Origin of the sequence: Advenella mimigardefordensis DPN7, from assembly GCF_000521505.1 — a bacterium.
In the GTDB taxonomy this organism is placed as follows: domain Bacteria; phylum Pseudomonadota; class Gammaproteobacteria; order Burkholderiales; family Burkholderiaceae_B; genus Advenella; species Advenella mimigardefordensis.
In genome coordinates, this window is the sequence record NZ_CP003915.1 from 303020 (window position 1) to 323028 (window position 20009).

General features: G+C 56.3%; 19 protein-coding genes. 10 read left to right on the forward strand and 9 right to left on the reverse strand.

Annotation, left to right across the window (positions count from 1 at the left end):
* Positions 1-181: 181 nt before the first annotated feature.
* The 4 genes from MIM_RS01390 (at position 182) to MIM_RS01405 (ending at position 4080) form a co-directional block, all read left to right on the forward strand.
* Positions 182-601: a cupin domain-containing protein gene (locus MIM_RS01390; RefSeq protein ID WP_025370969.1), complete on the forward strand. Its 420-nt coding sequence runs from the start codon at positions 182-184 to the stop codon at positions 599-601.
* 92 nt (positions 602-693) lie between these two features.
* On the forward strand, positions 694-1656 hold the full coding sequence (locus MIM_RS01395) for a Bug family tripartite tricarboxylate transporter substrate binding protein (protein ID WP_025370970.1): 963 nt from the start codon (positions 694-696) through the stop codon (positions 1654-1656).
* A 2-nt stretch (positions 1657-1658) separates the two neighbouring features.
* Positions 1659-2885, forward strand: a complete 1227-nt coding sequence (locus tag MIM_RS01400) for a CaiB/BaiF CoA transferase family protein (protein WP_025370971.1) — start codon at positions 1659-1661, stop codon at positions 2883-2885.
* A gap of 28 nt (positions 2886-2913) precedes the next feature.
* The gene (locus MIM_RS01405; RefSeq protein ID WP_025370972.1) at positions 2914-4080 is read left to right on the forward strand and encodes an acyl-CoA dehydrogenase family protein; all 1167 of its coding nucleotides are present in this window, start codon (positions 2914-2916) and stop codon (positions 4078-4080) included.
* A 215-nt stretch (positions 4081-4295) separates the two neighbouring features.
* Here MIM_RS01405 and MIM_RS01410 read toward each other — a convergent pair whose 3' ends face one another.
* On the reverse strand, positions 4296-5060 hold the full coding sequence (locus tag MIM_RS01410) for an IclR family transcriptional regulator (RefSeq protein WP_025370973.1): 765 nt from the start codon (positions 5058-5060) through the stop codon (positions 4296-4298).
* Positions 5061-5244: 184 nt separating this feature from the next.
* Here MIM_RS01410 and MIM_RS01415 point away from each other — a divergent pair, with 184 nt between their 5' ends.
* The 3 genes from MIM_RS01415 to MIM_RS01425 all read left to right on the forward strand — a co-directional run bounded on the left by MIM_RS01415 (position 5245) and on the right by MIM_RS01425 (position 8967).
* Positions 5245-7746, forward strand: coding sequence for a penicillin acylase family protein (locus MIM_RS01415; protein ID WP_025370974.1), 2502 nt, complete (start codon positions 5245-5247; stop codon positions 7744-7746).
* 185 nt (positions 7747-7931) lie between these two features.
* The gene (locus MIM_RS01420) at positions 7932-8696 is read left to right on the forward strand and encodes a metallophosphoesterase family protein (RefSeq protein WP_042069833.1); all 765 of its coding nucleotides are present in this window, start codon (positions 7932-7934) and stop codon (positions 8694-8696) included.
* Positions 8697-8754: 58 nt separating this feature from the next.
* Entirely contained in the window at positions 8755-8967 is a 213-nt protein-coding gene (locus MIM_RS01425; RefSeq protein WP_025370976.1) for a cation transporter, read from the forward strand.
* Between the two features lie 146 nt (positions 8968-9113).
* Here MIM_RS01425 and MIM_RS01430 read toward each other — a convergent pair whose 3' ends face one another.
* A complete protein-coding gene (locus MIM_RS01430; RefSeq protein WP_042069836.1) occupies positions 9114-9428 on the reverse strand; it encodes a glycine zipper 2TM domain-containing protein in 315 nt (104 codons plus the stop codon).
* Positions 9429-9671: 243 nt separating this feature from the next.
* Here MIM_RS01430 and MIM_RS01435 point away from each other — a divergent pair, with 243 nt between their 5' ends.
* A complete protein-coding gene (locus MIM_RS01435; RefSeq protein WP_025370978.1) occupies positions 9672-10382 on the forward strand; it encodes a glutathione S-transferase family protein in 711 nt (236 codons plus the stop codon).
* Positions 10383-10393: 11 nt separating this feature from the next.
* On the opposite strand, the gene MIM_RS01440 is transcribed toward MIM_RS01435, so the two are convergent.
* From MIM_RS01440 to MIM_RS01465, 6 genes are all read right to left on the reverse strand, one after another.
* Entirely contained in the window at positions 10394-10882 is a 489-nt protein-coding gene (locus MIM_RS01440) for a GNAT family N-acetyltransferase (protein ID WP_025370979.1), read from the reverse strand.
* 18 nt (positions 10883-10900) lie between these two features.
* Positions 10901-12484, reverse strand: coding sequence for a peptide ABC transporter substrate-binding protein (locus MIM_RS01445; protein WP_144084720.1), 1584 nt, complete (start codon positions 12482-12484; stop codon positions 10901-10903).
* Positions 12485-12596: 112 nt separating this feature from the next.
* The gene (locus tag MIM_RS01450; RefSeq protein WP_025370981.1) at positions 12597-13712 is read right to left on the reverse strand and encodes an ABC transporter ATP-binding protein; all 1116 of its coding nucleotides are present in this window, start codon (positions 13710-13712) and stop codon (positions 12597-12599) included.
* Positions 13709-14662: an ABC transporter permease gene (locus MIM_RS01455; protein WP_025370982.1), complete on the reverse strand. Its 954-nt coding sequence runs from the start codon at positions 14660-14662 to the stop codon at positions 13709-13711. The genes MIM_RS01450 and MIM_RS01455 overlap by 4 nt, the downstream gene beginning before the upstream one ends.
* A complete protein-coding gene (locus tag MIM_RS01460; protein WP_025370983.1) occupies positions 14659-15591 on the reverse strand; it encodes an ABC transporter permease in 933 nt (310 codons plus the stop codon). The genes MIM_RS01455 and MIM_RS01460 overlap by 4 nt, the downstream gene beginning before the upstream one ends.
* On the reverse strand, positions 15588-16604 hold the full coding sequence (locus MIM_RS01465) for an ABC transporter ATP-binding protein (protein ID WP_025370984.1): 1017 nt from the start codon (positions 16602-16604) through the stop codon (positions 15588-15590). Before MIM_RS01465 ends, MIM_RS01460 begins: the two co-directional genes overlap by 4 nt.
* Before the next feature lie 150 nt (positions 16605-16754).
* Here MIM_RS01465 and MIM_RS01470 point away from each other — a divergent pair, with 150 nt between their 5' ends.
* On the forward strand, positions 16755-17534 hold the full coding sequence (locus MIM_RS01470) for a TlpA disulfide reductase family protein (RefSeq protein ID WP_158318682.1): 780 nt from the start codon (positions 16755-16757) through the stop codon (positions 17532-17534).
* Positions 17535-17691: 157 nt separating this feature from the next.
* On the opposite strand, the gene MIM_RS01475 is transcribed toward MIM_RS01470, so the two are convergent.
* Entirely contained in the window at positions 17692-18948 is a 1257-nt protein-coding gene (locus MIM_RS01475) for an MdfA family multidrug efflux MFS transporter (RefSeq protein ID WP_025370986.1), read from the reverse strand.
* A 167-nt stretch (positions 18949-19115) separates the two neighbouring features.
* Here MIM_RS01475 and MIM_RS01480 point away from each other — a divergent pair, with 167 nt between their 5' ends.
* Entirely contained in the window at positions 19116-19889 is a 774-nt protein-coding gene (locus tag MIM_RS01480) for a ferredoxin--NADP reductase (RefSeq protein ID WP_025370987.1), read from the forward strand.
* The last annotated feature ends 120 nt before the right edge of the window (positions 19890-20009 follow it).

A 20009-nucleotide genomic window follows, 5' to 3' on the forward strand; every position in this document is an offset into this window, starting at 1 on the left:
AAAAGGTGTACACAATTGAAACGATTAAGTTTTAATACCGGGCCATTGTAACAAATCGGGACGAGCCGGGCAAACCAGCCCCTTGGTGGTATCCCTAGCAGTATTTTTTATTCATGTATGAGAAAATAAATTCACACTTAAGAAATTAAAGGGTGATTGCTCACCCTATAGGATACCGGCAATGGCAGACAGTACTGATCAAAACACAAGCAACCCGCGCGGCGCCTGTTCCTGGATCGTCCGGGAAGCGGATGTCCCGGGCTATAGCCCCGCCAACCACCATGGCACGGTCAATCGGCGGCTGATCGGCCCCGATACCGTTGGCGCACGTCATCTGGAAGTGCTGGTCGGTACAATTGAACAGAATCGCGGCGCCTTGCCGCATGCCCATCCTGGTATTGAACAGGTGGTGTATTTACTGTCCGGCACGGCCGATGTGGAAATGGATGGCGAGAGGGGTTCCATGCAGGCTGGAGACTGCTGTTTTTTTCCTGCAGACAAAAAGCATATCTTTACCGTTACCAGTCCCGAACCGGCGCGTCTGCTGGTTATTTATTCGCCTCCCTATGAAGAAAATCCGGCCAGAGTGATACGGGACTGATTGGCGGATAACACGATTCAGTCGCATCCCTCGCGTGCCCGAAAGGTTGGGCAACGTCGCTCAAAGAAGCATCGCCCTTTACTGGAGACAAAATGAATATCAAACCTCTACGTTGTTGGTTGGCCGCCGCCGCCCTTGTCGCAGCGGGCACCGCTGCAGCGGCATGGCCGGAAAAACCCATTACCATGGTCGTGCCCTTTCCGGCCGGCTCGGGTACCGATTCTGTCGGACGCATCTTTGCCCGTGAAATGACCAGCCGTCTTGGCCAGCAGGTCATTGTGGAAAACAAGCCTGGCGGTAACGGTACGATTGCTGCCCAGCAGGTGGCGCGTTCCAAACCCGATGGCTACACCATCCTGATTTCCACCAATACGCCTCTGTCGGCTGCGCCATGGCTGCAAAAAAGCGTGCCTTACGATGTGCTCAAGGATTTCACCCCCATCGCGCGCGGCGGTAACCTGCCCTTCATTCTGGTCGCCAATATGAAGCAACCCTTCAATTCGGTGCAGGAACTGGTTAAGCAGGCCAAGGCCAACCCCGGCAAGCTTACCTATGCCTCTGGCAACAGTACCGGTATTGTTGCTGGCGCTACGCTGTCACATGCTGCCGGTATCGAGACCCTGCACGTGCCGTACAAAGGCACGCCACAGGCATTGACCGATTTGATCGGCGGGCAGGTGGACTATATGTTTACTGACCTGACTTCCGGCATGCCCTTTGTTCAATCGAAAAAAATCAAGGCGCTGGCCGTGTCTACGGCCAAGCCCAGTTCCCTGCTGCCCGAGCTGCCTTCGATGGAAGCAGCCGGTGTTGATCATTTCGATATCAATTCATGGAATGGCTTTCTGGGCCCGGCAGACATGTCCGAAGAGGCGGTGACAGCATTGAACAAGGCCATCAATGAGATCGTGAGCGATGCCAAGGTCAAGCAGGAGCTGGCGCGCCTGGGGTTCGATGCATTCAGCGGCACACAGCAGGAGTTTGCGGAGTTTGTGCGGGAGCAGTACGAATTATGGGGCAAGCTCATCAAGGACGCCGGGATTCAGGTTCAATAGCAATGACAGACAGTAAGCGAAGCGGGCCGCTGGCCGGAGTACGGGTTCTGGATCTGACGTCTATTATTCTGGGGCCGTTTGCCACACAGATGATGGCCGATCTGGGCGCCGATGTAATTAAAGTGGAATCACCGGTAGGCGACACCATTCGGCAGGTCGGGCCCATGCGCAATCCCGGCATGGGTGCGATTTATCTGCATCTGAATCGCAACAAGCGTTCAGTGGTGCTGGACCTGAAAACCGAAGAAGGCAGGGAAGCCTGCCTGCATCTGGTGCGCGAGGTGGATGTGCTGCTCTACAACGTCAGGCCACAGTCCATGGCGCGCATGGGCCTGTCCTACGAAGCGGTCAGCGCGGTCAATCCGAAGATCGTCTATGTGGGCGCCTATGGCTTTGGTAATGAAGGACCGTACGCCGGCAAGCCGGCTTATGATGATTTGATTCAGGGCATGACCGGTGTCGCCCGGCTATACGAACGCAGCAGCGGACATGAACCGCGTTATGCGCCGCTGACGCTGGCTGATCGTACCATCGGGCTGCAGGCCGCCATTGCCTGCCTGGCGGGGGTCATCCACAGCCGCGCAACAGGTACGGGCCAGTCTATTGAGGTACCGATGTTTGAAGGGATGGCGCAAATGATTCTGGGTGATCACCTGGGACAGCGTACTTTCGATGAAGATGCGCCGGCAGACGGCATGGGCTATCCCCGCCTGCTGTCCGAACATCGCAAGCCCTATCAGACGCAGGATGGTTATGTGAGCGCACTGATCTATAACGACCGGCACTGGCAGCAGTTTATGGCAGCGATTGATCGCGCCGATCTGATGACTGATTCGATTTTCTCCACGCATTCGCGCCGGGCTGAGAACATTGGCGACGTATACCGGTTCGTGGACGAGGTGCTCCGGACCCGCAGCACGGCTGAGTGGCTGGCGCTGTTTGATGCGAACGACATCCCCTGCGCGCCGCTGTATGCCATCGAAGATCTGCCCACCGACCCGCATCTGAAAGCGACGGGCCATTTGATCAAAACCGATCATCCCAGCGAAGGCGACGTTCACACCATCGCACCGCTGGGACGATATTCGGCTACGCCGCTAGGTGTGTATCGCCATGCGCCGACATTGGGCGAGCATACCGAAGAACTGGTAGATAGTTTGCCCATGGACAGCGAGAAAAAACAGGTCGTACTGAACGCGGCCAGGCGTGCTGTGGGTGGCCGCAAGTGATACAACACATCTAAACGACGGAGTAAGAATGGATTTCTCGTTTTCTCAGGATCAGCAAATGCTGGTCGCTGCCATTGAGCAGTTGTGCAGTGATTTTGACGATGAATACTGGCTCACCTGCGACAGAACCGGCGACTATCCTGAAGCGTTTTATCAGCGGCTGGCTCAGGCCGGCTGGCTGGGCGTGGCGATGCCACAGGAATATGGCGGCGCTGGCCTGGGTATTACCGAGGCCGCGTTGATGATGAAAACCATCTCGCGTTCAGGGGCCGGCTTTACCGGCGCCTCGGCCGTGCATATGAATATCTTCGGGCTGAATCCCGTGGTTCGTTTCGGTTCTGATGAACTCAAGCAGCGTGCCCTGCCGCCGCTGATTGAAGGCAGGGATAAAGCCTGCTTTGCCGTTACCGAGCCCGATGCCGGACTGGATACAACGCAATTGACAACGCGTGCGCAAAAGCAGGGCGACCACTATCGGGTATCCGGACGAAAAATCTGGATATCCACTGCGCAGGTGGCCAGCAAAATGCTGCTGTTGGCCCGTACCACACCGAAAGATCAGGTGAGCAGAGCCACCGAGGGCCTGAGCCTGTTCTACACCGATCTGGATCGCAGCCAGGTGGAAGTGCGCGAAATCGAAAAGCTGGGACGCAAGGCGGTGGATTCCAATATGCTGTTTTTCGATGGCTACGAGATTCCTGAATGCGATCGCGTGGGCGAAGAGGGCAAGGGTTTCGAATACATTCTGCATGGCCTGAATCCCGAGCGCATTCTGATTGCAGCAGAAGCTGTGGGTCTGGGTCAGGTCGCGCTGGATAAGGCGGTGCAATACGCGAAGGAGCGCACGGTATTTAATCGGCCGATAGGCCAGAACCAGGGTATCCAGCACCCGCTGGCGCAATGCTGGATGCAACTGGAAGCGGCTGATTTGATGGTGTCGCGTGCGGCGGCGGCTTATGACGCCAATGAGCCGGCCGGCGCTTACGCCAATACGGCCAAATACCTGGCCGCAGAAGCCGCGTTTACCGCGTGCCAGACGGCGATCCAGACGCTGGGCGGAATGGGTTACGCCAGGGAATATCACGTAGAACGCTATTTGCGCGAAAGCTTTATTCCACGTATTGCACCCGTTAGCCCGCAACTGATTATGTGCTTCATCGCGGAAAAAGTATTGGGCCTGCCCAAATCATACTGACGGTGCGCCACCCGCAATGCTGGCCCGGACCGCAGCCGGCTTGCGCTGGTGGCTGTGGCGATCAGGATGGCCGCTTTGTGTTGCCGGTTGTGGCGGCGATATGGACGGCCGCAGGTTGTGTACTGGTTGAGACGGCGATCCGGGTTGCGACCGTTTTGCGCTGGTCGGCGCGGCGATTGCTTTGTGCAGCCTGTATCGGTAATGGCCCGGCATGCTTAATGCTGTTCGATGAAGGTACACATCACCCGCAGCTTCTGTGCATGATTCTGCAGATTGGCTTCGATCCGGTATAACGGTCCTGCGATGGAAATCGCAAAATGGCCGCCCGAAACGGTTACCGGCCAGGCAAGGGCGCCGACATCAACCATGGATTCGCCCAGATTGGTGAACAGTCCTTTTTCCTTACCGGCCTGGATGTTTGAGAGAAATTGCTGGCGCGTGACCAGGGTGCGGTCATTGCGTTTGGTAAATGTCATCTTGTCCAGCAATGCCTGTTGCGCCGGTTCATCCAGGGCCGAGAACAGCGCCTTGCCCAGTGAGTTGGCATGAATCTGTTTTTGTTCGCCTGCCACGGCGACATAATGAATGGGGTTTTCTGATGGAAGCACGTCCAGGTACAGCACGGTATTGAGTGAAGTGAGTTTACCCAGCACCACGGTTTCGCCTGTGATGGCGCACAATTCCCGCAAACTGGGATAGAGCCGCTCAAGTATCGGATCAGCCTTGGTAATGCGCTGGGCCATGGCCAGCAGTCGCCCGGTTGGGTAATAGCCCTGGCGGCGTGAGGTTTCGTACAAATAACCCAGGCTCAATAGCGTGCGCACCAGCGCCAGGCAACTGGAAGCCGGGGCATTCAGTTCGCGGGCCAGTTCCGAGAGTGCCAGCGGCTTTTGTTCGCGGGAAAAAATCTCGATGATCTCGATGACCCTGAGTGCGGTTTTGACACGATGATTTTCTGTGCCGGGGACAGTGGTGTTCATGAATAGGAAAACAGGGAGTGACAGGAGTACAGTTTAACCGATGCCATAATTTCTTACACAGTTTTGTTTGATTGCCGCGGGTACTCGTGCCATTCTCTGAGCAAACAAGACGGACCGTTTCAAGCCGCGATTTAGTTCATGTTTAAAATAATTAATTAACACAATTGAAATACAAGGAGAAGATATGAAACGCGCATTCATGGCTGTTGCCGTCGCTGCTGTTTTTACCGGCACTTCGTTCACGCCTGCCAGTGCCCGTACGGCAGAGCCTGCTGCTGCCGATACGTTTGAGGTAAGCGGCCTGGAGCAGCCGGGTACAATTTCAATCGATAAATGGGGCATTCCCCATATCTACGCACAGACGCTTTACGACGTCTTTTTTCTGCAGGGATTTAATGCTGCGCGTGATCGGCTGTTTCAGATCGATTTATGGCGCAAGCGTGGTCTGGGTGAAATGGCCAGGGATTTCGGCCCCGATTATGTTGAGGGCGATCGCATGGCGCGTGCGGTGTTGTTTCGCGGAGATATGTATCGCGAGTGGCTGGCTTACGGCTCAGATTCCAAACGTGTGGCGCAGGCATTTACGGCCGGCATCAACGAATACGTAAAAATGACGAAGGCCAATCCGGACCTGCTGCCTGAAGAGTTCAAAAAACTGGGCTACGAGCCGTCCCTGTGGCAGGCCGAAGATGTGGTGCGCATCCGTCACCATGGCCTGACGTTGAACGCCAAAAACGAACTGGATCGTGCGCAGGTGTTCTGCAAGGTGAAGGATGATCCGGTAAAGGCAGACTGGCTGCGGCGCGAGTTGAGCCCGACCATTGATCCTAAACTGGTCGAGGGTCTGGATCCTTGCTCAATACCGGTGAAAGAAATCAAGGACGCTTATGATCTGGCAACGGCCACACCGAAATTGACCAAATTACCGCCAGGCGCAGAGCAGGCCAAGCCAGCCGGCGGACAGCCGAAAAAGCAAGCGGAGAAGACATCGGCGGTAAACGACAAAGGGCTGTTGCCGGTATCGGCGCTATATGACGTTGTCAGGAACGACAGTGATACCGAGAGAGGCCTTGGGTCGAATAACTGGGTGATTGGCGGCGCACGGACAACGACCGGCAGACCCATTCTGGCCAATGATCCGCATCGTTCCCATGGAGCGCCCAGCCTGCGCTACATCAGTCACCTGAATGCACCGGGATTGTCTGTTATTGGTGCCGGTGAACCGTTTCTGCCGGGCATTTCAATTGGTCATAACGATCAGATCGGTTTTGGCCTGACCCGTTTCTATATGGATCAGGAAGATATGTACCAATATGAAATCAATCCCGACAACAAGAACGAGTACAAATACAAGGGACGCTGGGAGCCCATGGAAACGGTCGAGGAAAACATCGAAGTTAAGGGCGAACCGGCACGGAAAGTGACACTGCGCTTTACCCGCCATGGCCCTGTTCTGTACCAGGATGATGGCAGCCACACCGCCTGGGCCTTGCGTGCCGCCTGGCTGGACCTGGGCATGGCGCCTTACTTCGGTTCCATGGATTATATGCGGGCGACCAACTGGGATGAATTCAAGGCCGCGATGAATCGCTGGGGCGCACCGGGCGAGAATCAGGTTTTTGCTGATACCGGCGGCAATATTGCATGGATGCCGGGCGGGCTTACCGTTAAACGGGACTGGGACGGGCTCACCCCCGTGCCGGGCGATGGTCGCTACGAATGGGGTGGCTATCGGGACATGGATGAGTTGCCCAGTTTGTACAACCCCAAAGCGGGTTATATCGTGACGGCCAATGAAAACAATATCCCGCCCGATCATCCGGCCTTCAAAAAAGGAGTGGGCTATGAATGGAGCAGCGATTTTCGCGCCAAACGACTCAAGCGCGTTATCGGCGCCAGCGATAAATCATCGGTGGCCGATTCCGAAGCCTGGCAGAACGATAAAACCTCGTTGCCTGCCATCCGCACAGTTACTGTTCTGCAGGAAGTTAGCACCGACGACGAGAAACTCAAACCGGTGGTGGAGATGCTCAAAAAATGGGATGGTAAAGTGACGGCAGATAGTGCACCAGCGGCTGTTTTTGAAGTCTGGTTCAGCCGCTATTTGCGCAAGGCCGTGGTGGATCGCGCGTTTGACCCGGACATTGCAAAAATGATCGGCCTGGCTGACCCGGAACGAGTGCTGGATGTGATCGAGAACCCCGATGGCTGGTTTAGCGAAGCTGAACGTAATCAGATTATGCTGGACTCTCTGGGCCAGGCCGTTGCCGAAGTCCGGGAAAAGCTGGGCGACGATCCGCAAGCCTGGAAATGGGGCACGCTGCACCAGGCCGTATTCCTGCATCCCATGAATGCGCTGCTGTCGGATGAAGAGAAAAAGACGTTTAATGTGAATGCGGGTCCGATAGGCGGTTCCGGCTATACACCCATGGCGACCAGCTACGGTGAAAAAAGCTATAACCTCACGGCGGGTGCTTCTTTTCGTATGGTGCTTGATGTCGGGCAGTGGGATGATTCCCGTGTCATCAATACCCCGGGACAATCGGGCGATCCACGCCAGCCCGGATACCGTGATCTGGCGCCCATCTGGGCGAAGGGCGAGTATATTCCGCTAGCCTTCAGCAAGGAAAAGGTCACGGAAAATACGGTTAAAGTCCTGAACTTCAAACCGCAGCAACAGCAATAGCGTCAGCGTTCTGCTGACATGGCCGCCACCGTCCTGGACAATGAAGAGAACTTAAGGCGGTGGCCGCTGTCCAATCTGCATCTTGCGCGGGAACTTTCCGCGTAAAATAAAACCATCCCGCCAGCGTCCATTTACCCTGTTGCCTGGTCGGGTGTTTTTTGCAAGTCAGATTTTCGGGTGCGGTCATGAATGCGAAAGCGCGCATTTTCTTTTTCGGTGATACGCATGGCGGTTTTGAGCACTGTCGTGAGATTGTCGTTGCCGGTAAACCCGATGCGGTTATCTTTCTGGGCGATATTCAGGCCAGCCGGCCGCTGCATGAGATTCTGGGCGACATCCATCAAATGACCGATGTTTGGTGGATTCCCGGCAACCATGATACGGATAGTGCGGCGTTCTACCACAACCTGTTCGATTCCGATTTGGCCGACCGTAACTTGCATGGCAGAGTTGTGGACATCCATGGCGTTCGCGTTGCCGGCCTGGGCGGCGTGTTTCGGGGCACCATCTGGAATCCGGCCAGACCTTACTGGCGATTCTATAGTCCCCGAGATTACGAAGCGCACAGCCTGGTGAAATCGGGCAAAAGCGGTCAGGGCGACCGTTTGCGTCATCGCAGCTCGATCTTTCCCTGCGATTACGAAGCGCTGATGCAAGAGCAGGCGGATATTCTGGTGCTGCACGAAGCGCCGTCCTGCAACCGCTACGGTTTTACCGTACTGGACCGTCTGGCGCTGCAACTGGGCGCCTCCCATGTCTTTCATGGGCATCATCATGACCGCTATGACTACTCGGCGCATTTTGAACGCATGGGATTTGTTGCACACGCGGTGGGACTGCGTGGCGTGCTTGACAGCAACGGCGTCGTTATTCGTGCCGGTGATCTGGACGGCAGCGGTGAAAACCGGGTTGCTGCGTTGCAGGAAACCTCGCCACAACCGGTTCGATGAACTGGGCTATGATATGACTTGAGTCCGGATGGCGGATTGTTAACAGCAGGAGAGCGTAATGAGTACAAACGTGATTAAGGCCCGGGTAGAGGGCATGACGTGCGACAAATGTGTTGCGCATGTGACCCACGCGCTGGAGTCGGTGCCCGGGGTGGTTTCGGCACAGGTGAGCCTGGCGGGGGCATCGGCCGATATTGTTGCCAGCGATAGCGTTACCGCGCAGCAACTGGCCGATACAGTCAAAAGTGCCGGTTACGTTCTGACTGTCTGATCGCAGGCGGTCTCGTACCGGGATTGCGATCGCAATAAATCAGCCGGACAATATAAAAGTTAAAAGCCGCTGCACGTCCGTGATGGTGTGTAGCGGCTTTGTTTCAAGTGCCGGGCTATGCTGCCTGACAGGCAGGCCATCCGATATTAATCGTCCCAGCCGCGGCGGCCATGGCGATGATAATGGCGATCACGACGACGATCATCGCGATAGTAGCGGCGACCACGGTCATAACGGTCATCGCTGTCCCTGAATACCTGGTTACCAACCAAACCACCCAGAGCGGCGCCACCCAGAGTAGCCAGCGGGCTACCATCAGAAAGTGCATAACCGGCACCGCCGCCTAATGCTGCACCGCCAACGGTACCCAGGTCACGATTTGGGTGACGGGTTGAACAGCCTGCGAGAACGGCACCCATCAGTGCCACAATCAAGACTTTTTTTATCATTTGCGAGGTCATAGTAAACTCTCCTTTTGGATTAACTATGGAGCCATCATAATCGCTTCATTTGTACTGATGGCAAGCAAATGTATCGAAAAATAGCTGGCAAGCCGGTTTGGAAACGGATTGAAAATTTAGGCATTTGGCTGTTGTCGCCACGTTGCCACAATCTGCCTGATTTTACCGTCTGATGGTTGCCTGTTCGGCTCATTATTGCAGTTGAAATTCTCTCATTTACCACTGTATATCAAAGGAAATACGATGATCCGCCTATACGAACTCTGTGCCAGTGATCCCGACTTGGTTTTTTCCCCTTATTGTTGGCGGGTTCGGCTTGCGCTTGCACACAAACGGCTACCTTTCGAAGGTCTTCCTGTTGGTTTTATGGATAAGGACAAAATCGCCTTTGCCGATTCGCGGCTGGTGCCTGTGCTCACAGATGGGGATATCGTGGTAAAGGAAAGCCTGGACATCCTCGAGTATCTGGATCGCACCTATCCGCAAGCCCCGTTAGGGCTCGATAGCGAGGCCGGACGAGCCCGGGTCCGGTTTATTTCCGAACTGATTCTGCGTCATATTACGCCGGTCACTTTCAAGCCTTCTTTATTGGCGATCTATGAGGCACAACCGGAATCGGCCAGGGGGTATTTCCGGGAAAGCCGGGAAAAGCGCTTTGGTTGTACGCTCGAACAACTGCATGCGACCGCCAGTGCCGGCGATGCGCACACCGCTCTGGCGGCATTGGAAGCACAGTTAAAAAACATGCCGTATCTTGACGGAAATCAGCCCGGGGCAACTGATTTTGTTGTTGTCGCCCATCTGATCTTCAGTTGGGTATTCGGGTTTCAATACTGGAAAGATGATTCAGCCGTGGGGCAGTGGTTCACGAGAGTACTGGATGCGTATAGTGAAGTGGCCGGCCCGGTTAAACGCCTGATTCACCCGGCAGCAGCCCAATTCCGTGCGGCCTGATTTTTCCTGCCTTATGGATTGTCTATCGGGCATTGCATGAAAATCGCGTGCCCGGACTGCGGCCCCAGTGTATAGGGCGCAAAGCCCTGGCTGGTATACAGCGCCTTGCCCGGCGCATTGCCGTCCAGCACTTCAAGCGTGACTTTGCAGCAGCCCAGATTGCGCGCCAGCTGTTTGACGCGTGCCAGCAATTGTTTGCCGACGCCCTGGCCGCGATACTGCGCCAGCACGGCAAAATCGTGGATATTGAGCAGCGGTTTGCAGGCGAAAGTGGAAAAACCTTCAAAGCACAGGGCAATACCGATTGGCTCCTGGCCGTCAAAGGCCAGGATGGTGTACATATTGCTGCGTTTTTTAAGTGACGCGATCAGGTTTTTCTGGGTGTAGGCCGAGAGCGGCTCGCCGCCGCCCATCGGATCGCTGGCGTAGGCATTAAGCACAGTCAGAACGGCGCTGGCGTGTTCCGGATTATCAAGGTCCGCCGTCACAACGTCATACATGGAATCCCTCGTTTGCTTTTATTGAATATCCGCTGTTTTCAGGTCGATATAACCCACCGGATGTCGCAGAATGCCAGTGACCCCGGTTTTTTGCATGAAGCCTTGATTGTAGAAGAACAATGGGAAAATAGGCATGTCAGCGAACAACACTTGTTGGGATTTTTGCAACAATTCCCATCGCCTGGCCGCGTCGGTTTCATTTTGTGCGGTTTTAATCAGCGTGTCATATTCTGCATTGGACCAGCCGGTGCGATTCATGCTGGAGTTGCTCACAAAACTCTCCAATGCGTTGTATGGATCGGCATAGTCATTGGTGAATGAGCTGCGTGAAAATTGCAATTTGCCGCCGCGTTGCTGGGTATAAAACACCTTGCTCTCAATGGCCTGCAGGGTAACATCCACGCCCAGGTTTTCCTTGAACATGGCTTGCAGGGCCTGCGCAATCTTACGGTCATCAGGATTATTGATATGGCTGAGCGTGACCGGTGGCAGTGTCGTATATTTTTCGGCTTCCATGCCTTTTTTCAGCAATGCCCTGGCCTGGGTGGCATCCGTTTTGACAAAGCCATTGCTGGTTTGGTAGAAATCTTTGCCATCGGGTCCGGTAAAGCCGGGGCTGACGAAGGCATCGGCGGCCTTGCGGCCCTGCTTGACCACATAGTCGACGATGTCCTGACGGTTAACGGCCAGGGCGAAGGCACGGCGGATATCGGCGTTCTGGAAGGGGGGCATTTGGGTGTTGAAGCGATAGAAATACACCCCGGCCTGAGGGACGGTCATGAATTCCTTGCTGTCTTTGACTTTATCGTAAAGAGCGGCGGGTAGCGGAGACGGTGTGGCGTCCAGCTCTCCGGTGCGAAACATCTGATAACTGGTGTTCAGATCGTTGATCATGACCCAATCGACCGCATCCAGTTTGACGGCGTCCTTGTCCCAGTAGTTGGGGTTTTTTTCAAACCGCATACTGCTGGCATGCTCCCAGTCCTTAAGCATGAACGGACCGTTGCTGACATAGCTGTCCGCCTCTGTGTACCATTTGGGATTGGCCTGCGCTACTTTCTGGTTGACCGGCGCAAAACCCGGATTGGTGAGAATGTTCAGGAACGACAGGCTGGGGGCATTTAGCGTGACCTGCAGGGTGTGTTCATCCAGGGCCTTGAAGCCGAGCGCCTCCGCCTGGGCTTTGCCCGCGTTAAAGTCCTGTGCGCCCACAATATCGTAGAGCAGGAAGGCCGCCGGCGAGGCCGTCGCCGGGGTCAGCAACTGTGTCCAGCCGTAGACAAAGTCACCCGCGGTGACCGGCGAGCCGTCAGACCACTTGGCGTTCTGACGCAGGTGAAAGGTATAGGTTTTGCCGTCGGCCGAGACTTCCCATTTTTCTGCCGTGGCAGGGGCTGCAATATGTTTTGCGTCCAGGCGCACCAGCCCTTCCATCAAATTGTTCAGTGGCTCCCAGGAAATCAGATTCAGGCCAAGCGCCGGGTTCAGCGAGGAGGGTTCCTCCACGTTATTTAAACGCAGCACTTTTTCGGCGTGGGACAGGGTGGGCAGGGCAAGGCCCAGCGTGGCAGTAAGCAAGGTGGCAGACAGCAGATTTTTCATGGCAATTTCCAGACAGGCGATTCGTTCACGGAATCCGATGTATGCAAACATACCTGAAAATGCGTGCGTCGTGGGCGCAAATGGACTTGCAGGAACAAGCCGGCCTGGTTTTTTACATACGCCGGGCAGCCTGCGGCGCACGGGCATCGTGCAGCCAGCAGCGTACTGAGCCGTCGTCAGGCAGGGCGGTTGCCGGCGGGGTGATCTGATGGCAGATGCGCATGGCGTGCCGGCAACGCGCGGCGAAGGCACAGCCGTCGGGCGGGGCAAACAGGTCGGGCGGCTGGCCGGCAATCGCCTTCAGGCTGGCCGCCGGCATATCCAGGCGCGGTACCGATGCCAGCAGCGCGCGGGTGTACGGATGGGCCGGTTGGGCAAACAGCGCATGGACCTCTGCCGTTTCAACGCATTGGCCGGCATACATGACCGTGACCCTGTCTGCAACGCCGGCGACAACCCCCAGGTCATGGGTGATCAGGATGATGGCAACGCCGGTGCGCGCCTGAATCTGCCTGAACAGTGCCAGAATCTGAGCCTGAATTGTGACATCCAGCGCCGTTGTTGGCTCGTCGGCAATCAGCAGGTCCGGGTCGCACATTAATGCAATAGCGATCACAATACGCTGGCGCATGCCGCCGGAAAATTCGTGCGGGAATTGTTTCAACCGCTGCTGCGGGCTGGATATACCCACCAGTTCAAGCATCTGGATGGCGCGCGCCTTTGCCTGATCGGCTGAATATTTCATATGTCGTCGCACCCCTTCGGTCATCTGCTCGCCGATGGTAAGGGTGGGGTTAAGTGCGGTCATCGGATCCTGAAAAATCAGGGCAATGCGCCGGCCCTGGATCTCGCGCCATTGCGCCGGTTTCAGCGTGGTGAGTTCGCGCCCGTCAAAGGTGATGGTGCCGCTGGTAATCTGAGCGGTCGAGGTGGGTAACAGGCCCATGATGGCCTGACTGGTGACTGATTTGCCACTGCCGGACTCCCCCACAATGGCCAGGGTCTCGCCTCGTGCAATATGCAGATTGATCTGACGGAGCGCATGCACATGTCCGCCATAGGTGCGAAAGCGTACCGAGAGGTCGCGCACCGTCAGCAGTGGTGGGTCCTGCTGCGGGTCAGGCTGGGCCGATCGTCCCGTTAAGTCTGTTAAGTCCGTTAAGTCCGTTAAGTCCGTTAAGTCTGTTACATCCGTTGTCGGGCCGGCAGTTGTGTACGGCATGTTCATTTATTTTTCCCCAGTCGTGGATCCAGCGCATCCTGCAGGCCGTCGCCGACGACGTTGAAAGCGAACATGGTCAGGGAAATAAACAGGGCAGGGAAAAACAGTTGCCACCAGTCACCCGAGAGAATGACGCCCAGCGCATCATTGGCCATGACACCCCAACTGGCATAGGGCGCCTGCACGCCCAGCCCCAGGAAGCTGAGGAACGCTTCGGCGAATATGGCGGTGGGGACGGTTAAGGTCATTTGTACGAGAATCGGCCCCATGGCATTGGGTAGTAAATGGCGGCGAATGATATGTGCCGTGCCGGCGCCGAACGAGCGGGCGGCAGTCACATACTCCTGGTTTTTCAATTGCAGAACCTGACCGCGCACCAGCCGCGCCATGCTGATCCACCCGGTAATGGTCAGCGCAATAATGATGGTGAACAGGCTGGGGCCCATTACGACCATCAGCAAAATCACCACCAGCAGATAGGGCAGACCGTAGAGGACTTCCAGTATGCGCATCATAAGGATATCTGTCTTGCCGCCTTTGTATCCACTGTAGCCACCGTAGGTGACGCCGATCACAAAATCAATCAGCGCTGCCATAAAGCCGACAAACAGGGAAATGCGCGCGCCGTACCAGGTTCTGACGAAAATATCGCGGCCCAGTTCATCGGTGCCGAACCAGTGCAGCGATGACGGCGGCATATTCTGGCTTTTGAGATCCTGGGCGGTAACGGACCACACCGACAGCATGGGCGCCAGCGCCGCCATGACGATCAGCATGATCAGAAACAGCAAACCAAGCAGAGCGGCCGGATTGCTGCGCAGGCGCCACCAGGCGCTGCGCCAGTAAGAGACTGAAGGGCGCAGCACATGCGCAACCGCTTGCGGGTCGGGCGGGGCCGCTTCGAACATGTCATCTGTGATGACAACGGCTTCTTGTTGGGTTGTGGCGCTGTTCATGACTGCCTCTTGCGATGAAGCGCGATGCGCGGGTCAAGCAGACCGTAGGCGATGTCGACCAGAAACAGCATGAAGACAAGAATCGCGCTGTAGAACACGGTGGTACCCATAATGACCGGGTAGTCGCGGGTGCTGATGGAGTCGACGAAATACCGGCCCATGCCGGGAATGGCAAAGATTTTTTCAATCACGAAGGTACCGGTCAGAATGGATGCCGCCAGCGTGCCGAGCAGTGTCACAACGGGCAACAGGGCATTGCGCAGGCCATGTCTGATCACGATGCGCCACGGCGACAGTCCCTTGGCACGCGCCATGGTCATGTAATCCTGGGTTAGTACATCCAGCATGCTGGAGCGGGTGATACGGGCCAGGATGGCCATAGGCGTGACAGCCAGCGCAATCACGGGCAGTACCTTATGCCAGGGCGTGCGCCAGGTAGCGGCAGGAAACCAGCCCAGATTGACCGAAAGTTCCTGAATCAGCAAGGTGGCCAGCACAAAGTTGGGAATGGAAATGCCCACCACCGCTACGGCCATGACCGTGCGATCGATCAGCCGGTTATGACGCAAGGCCGCCACCGTCCCGGCACCTATACCAGACAGCGTGGCAACCACAAGTGCAATCAGACCCAGTTCAAATGACACAGGAAAGCCACGCGCCAATAGTGTGTTGACTGTCGTGTCCGGGCTGGAAATGGAAGGGCCATAGTCAAAGGTGACGATTGCTTTCAGATAATGCAGGTATTGCACCGGTAGCGATTGATCCAGCTTGTAGAAGGCCCGCAGGTTATCCTGCACGGCGGCGCTGGTCTGTCGTTCCTGATCAAACGGCGTGCCGGGAATCAAATGCATCAGCACGAAGGTGAGCGTGGCGATAATGAAAATAGTGCCCAGCATCAGCGCAAACCGCTGCAGAATATATTTCGTCATTGGTGGTGCCCCTCGGCATCCAGCGCATGACAGGCGGCAAAGTGACCCGGCGTATGCTCGCGCCACACCGGCGCCTGGCTCTGACAGGCTGCCATGGCCCGGGGACAGCGCGACCTGAACGCGCAACCGATGGTCGGCACCAGCGAGCTGGGCCGCTCTCCGCGGAATACCTGATCGGAACGCTGCCGCTGTATTTGCGGATCTGGAACAGGAATGGCGGACAGCAGCACTTGTGTATAGGGGTGTAGCGGATTGTGGTACAGCTCTTCACTGGACGCCAGTTCTGCCATGGCGCCCATATACATGACGCCCACCCGGTCCGAGACGTATTGCACCATGGAAAGATCATGCGCAATGAACAAAAAGGTGAGCCCGCGTTCCTGCTGCAGGCGCTGTAATAAGTGAACGATTTGTACCTGGATGGATACATCCAGTGCCGAAATAGGCTCGTCTGCGACGATAAAGGCAGGCTCCAGCGCCAGCGCACGGGCAATGCCGATACGCTGACGCTGCCCACCGGAAAATTCATGTGGATATCGCCCGACAAACGAGGCGCTCAGGCCCACTTCTTCAAGCAGCATCCCGATGCGCTGCGCTTTTTCTTTTGGGTCCCGATACAAGCCGTGGATGTCCAGCGGTTCGGCAATCAGGTCAAACACGCTGGCGCGCGGATTCAGGCTGGCATAGGGATCCTGAAAGATCATCTGCATATTGCGCTGCACCTGGCGACGTGCTTGCCCCTTAAGGCGATGGATATCCTGCCCGCGAAAGGTAACCTGCCCCTCACTGGGTTCGTAAAGGCCGAGAATCGTGCGCCCGGTAGTGGACTTGCCGCAGCCGGACTCGCCCACCAGTCCCAGGGTTTCGCCTTCGTGGATATCGAAGGACACGCCGTTGATGGCACAAACAGATTGGCGCCGGCCCAGATCAAAGTTTTTCTTCAGATGACGCACCGACACCAGCACCGGACGGTCGGTGTTGGTACAGGCGGAAGGGGCGGACGCAGTAGTCATTCGATAATAAAAGATTGCCGGCGCAGGCCGGCATGGTATGGGTGTCAGTATCGATATTATATGCAAAGCGCCGGCGGGGGTATTGCAGTTAGCCCTGATGCTATGATGACGGCGGTATTTTCAAGGGGTTCTGGCAATGGTGTTGTGGCAATGGCGATAGGTCCTTTTTTCTTTGCGCCCATGGTGCTGGCGGCAATAGCAGGTGTGATAACGCTGCTGGCCGGATGCGCCATTCTCACCCGGCGGGTCAGCCCGCAGTTCGACCACTGGCCCTGGCTGACGATGCTGATGGTGCTGGCCAGCGCCCGGCTGGGCTTTGTGATTCGTCACTGGGAAAGTTTCTTTACAGAGCCCTGGCGCATCTTCTATTTCTGGCAGGGCGGATTTGATATCGCCTGGGCGATCGCCGCGGCGGTCGTGTCGCTGGTACTGTTGCAGGGCTGGCGCCTGCGCGCGCTGGGCGGCGTGCTGCTTGGCCTGGTGGCGGCGGTGATGGCTGCGCTGGCATTACTGGTACCCGGGCCACTGGCTCAGCCGATGCCTGCCGTGGCACTGCCCGATATGGGCGGCCAACTGCATCCACTGCAGCGGTCTGGCGAGCAAAAGGTGGTTATCAATCTGTGGGCCACCTGGTGCGGCCCATGCCGCCGTGAAATGCCCATGCTTGAACAGGCAGCCCGCCAGAACCCCGATGTACGGTTTTTGTTTGTGAACCAGGGTGAGTCGGCTGCCCGGATTGAGCGCTACTTACAGCAGGAGGGGCTGGATCTGAAGCAGTGGATCCGCCTGGATCCCGATTCGACGCTGTCGGCTCAGTTTCGCACGCGCGGTCTGCCCACCACCTTGTTCTTTAACGACAACACACTGCAGCGCACGCACGTGGGCGAGATCAGCCGCGAAGTGCTGAGCGAAAAACTGAACGGTCTGTAACAAGACCGACTTTAGCCGGAGGGCTGGTGTGCGCTGCGGGCACCGCTTGTGAGGTTATTGCCGTTATTGCCATCAGCAGCTTGCCCCCGGGGTGAGCGTTGACTGCAACCGATGGTGGGGCTACCCCGAAACGCGGGTGGCCTCCTGGAACGACATGTTACGCGGCCGGTGTGGCCGGGCCGGGCGTGACCACCTTCATGGTTCGGCGCATCAGTGGTGGTGTCAGGGCTGCAAATACCAGCATCAGCAGGCCGTTCATGACGCACAGGGCAGCCAGACCCCAATGGACATACACCAGCTTGAACAGCTCAATGCCCACTGCCTGTATCAGCATCATGATCAGGCTCATGACGGCGGCCACGACACCTTTGGGCTGATCGGAGGCCATCAGGGTAAAGCGATACAGAACCGCAAAGGTAATGCCCTGAGCAAACGCTGAAAGCGCCAGTCCGGTAACCAGAAGCAGGTATTCGATAGAAGGTATAAAACCGGCCAGAATCAGCAGGATACCTCCTGCGATCATCAGCGGGATGGAAAAATACACCGATTGCCCCACCGGAAAGCGCGGCGCATACCTGGCCAGCGCCAGATTGCCGACGATCAGGCTGATGAAAATAGGTAATTGGGACAACCCGTAACCCATATTGGACAAGCCCATATCCTTGATCAGAAAAACCGGCGATAGGCCGATCCAGACCAGCATGGGCAGCACGATCAAGGGAAAATAAAGTGTCAACTGCATGAACAGTTTGTTTTTGAACACTTGCCGGTATTGCTGCCAGATTTGAGCCGGCGACACTTTGGGCTGAGCCAGATTGACGGTTTCGGGCATGTGCAGAAACAGTCCCACCAGCGAGACACAGGCGAGAGCGCCAATAATGACAAAGCCCCAGTGCCACGACACCACGCTGATCAGGGCTGCGCCGGCCAGCGGACCCAGCAGGGGCGCGACCATGGAAATATTGGCCATCAGCGCCATTACGCGAATCGCGGTGAGCTCTTCAAACGCCTCCTGGATACTGACATAGCCCACGGCGGCAATAAAGCATAGCCCCATGCCCTGCAGAAAACGCAGCACCATAAACCATTCGATGGTGGGGGCCAGCAGAATCAGAAAATTGGTTGCGATGAAATACAGCACGCCTGCCAGCATGACGCGGCGTCGCCCGTAGCGGTCGGACAAAGGTCCGATCAGCCAGGTCAGGGAGGCGCCGCCCAGAATATACAGCGACATGGACGAGGCCACCCAGGCGTCGTCTACGCCATATTCAGCGGTGATGGTAAGCATGGCGGGCTGAACCATGTCATTGCCGATATAGGCGGACAGTTCATATAGCACCATGGCCAGGGGAAACAGCAGCATGGAAAGGCTGAGGAGCCGTTTGTCGGAGGACGTGCGCGAAGTGGGGGGCATGGGAGATACAACCAGGAAGATGTGCCGAATTATACCAAGGCGGCGGTGCGGCGGTGATTTAACCACTAAAATAAAGGGTTCTTTGATCAGTGACAAGTGTTGCGCCTAGTACAATTGCAATAATTGTCCATTCTGTGTTTTTTATTCCCCTGAAGGTACGTTTTACGATGGCCGCATTTCTGGAAGGCAAAGTCCTTAGCATCCACCACTGGACAGACCGTCTGTTCAGCTTTACCACCACCCGTGATCAGGCATTGCGTTTTTCCAACGGGCATTTCACCATGATCGGTCTGCCTGTGAATGGCAAACCTTTGCTGCGTGCATATAGTATTGCCAGCGCCAATTACGAAGATCATCTGGAATTCCTCAGCATCAAGGTGCCCGACGGCCCGCTTACCTCGCGCCTGCAGCATATCAAGGTGGGTGACAGCATCATCGTGGGCCGCAAGCCTACCGGAACGCTGCTGGTGGATTATCTGCTGCCCGGCAAACGCCTGTATATGCTGGCCACCGGAACAGGATTGGCTCCCTTCATGAGCCTGATTCGCGACCCGGAAACCTACGAGCGGTTTGATGAAGTGATCCTGGTGCATGGCGTGCGTTTTGTCAACGAATTGTGCTATCACGACTACATTACGAATGAATTGCCCAAACACGAGTTTCTGGGTGAAATGGTCTCCGAGAAGCTCAAGTACTACCCAACCGTTACGCGTGAACCCTTCCGCAATGAAGGCCGCATCACCGCGCTGCTGGAGTCCGGTAAGCTGTTTACCGATCTGGGCGTGCCCGCGCTGGATCCGGAGACAGACCGCGCCATGATTTGCGGCAGTCCCGAAATGCTGCGTGACCTGAAAACGGCGCTGGAGCGTCGTGGTTTCAGTGAAGGCAACACCTCGCGTCCCGGTGCATTTGTGATTGAACGGGCGTTTGCCGATCAGTAAGCCGGTCGGTCAACCCCCTCAGGCGCCTCTGCACCTGAGGGGTCTGCCAGGACATGCAATTAGTGCTATTAGTGCTTGTCAGTGCTATTAGTGCTTGTCAGTGCGGTAATACGTCATAGC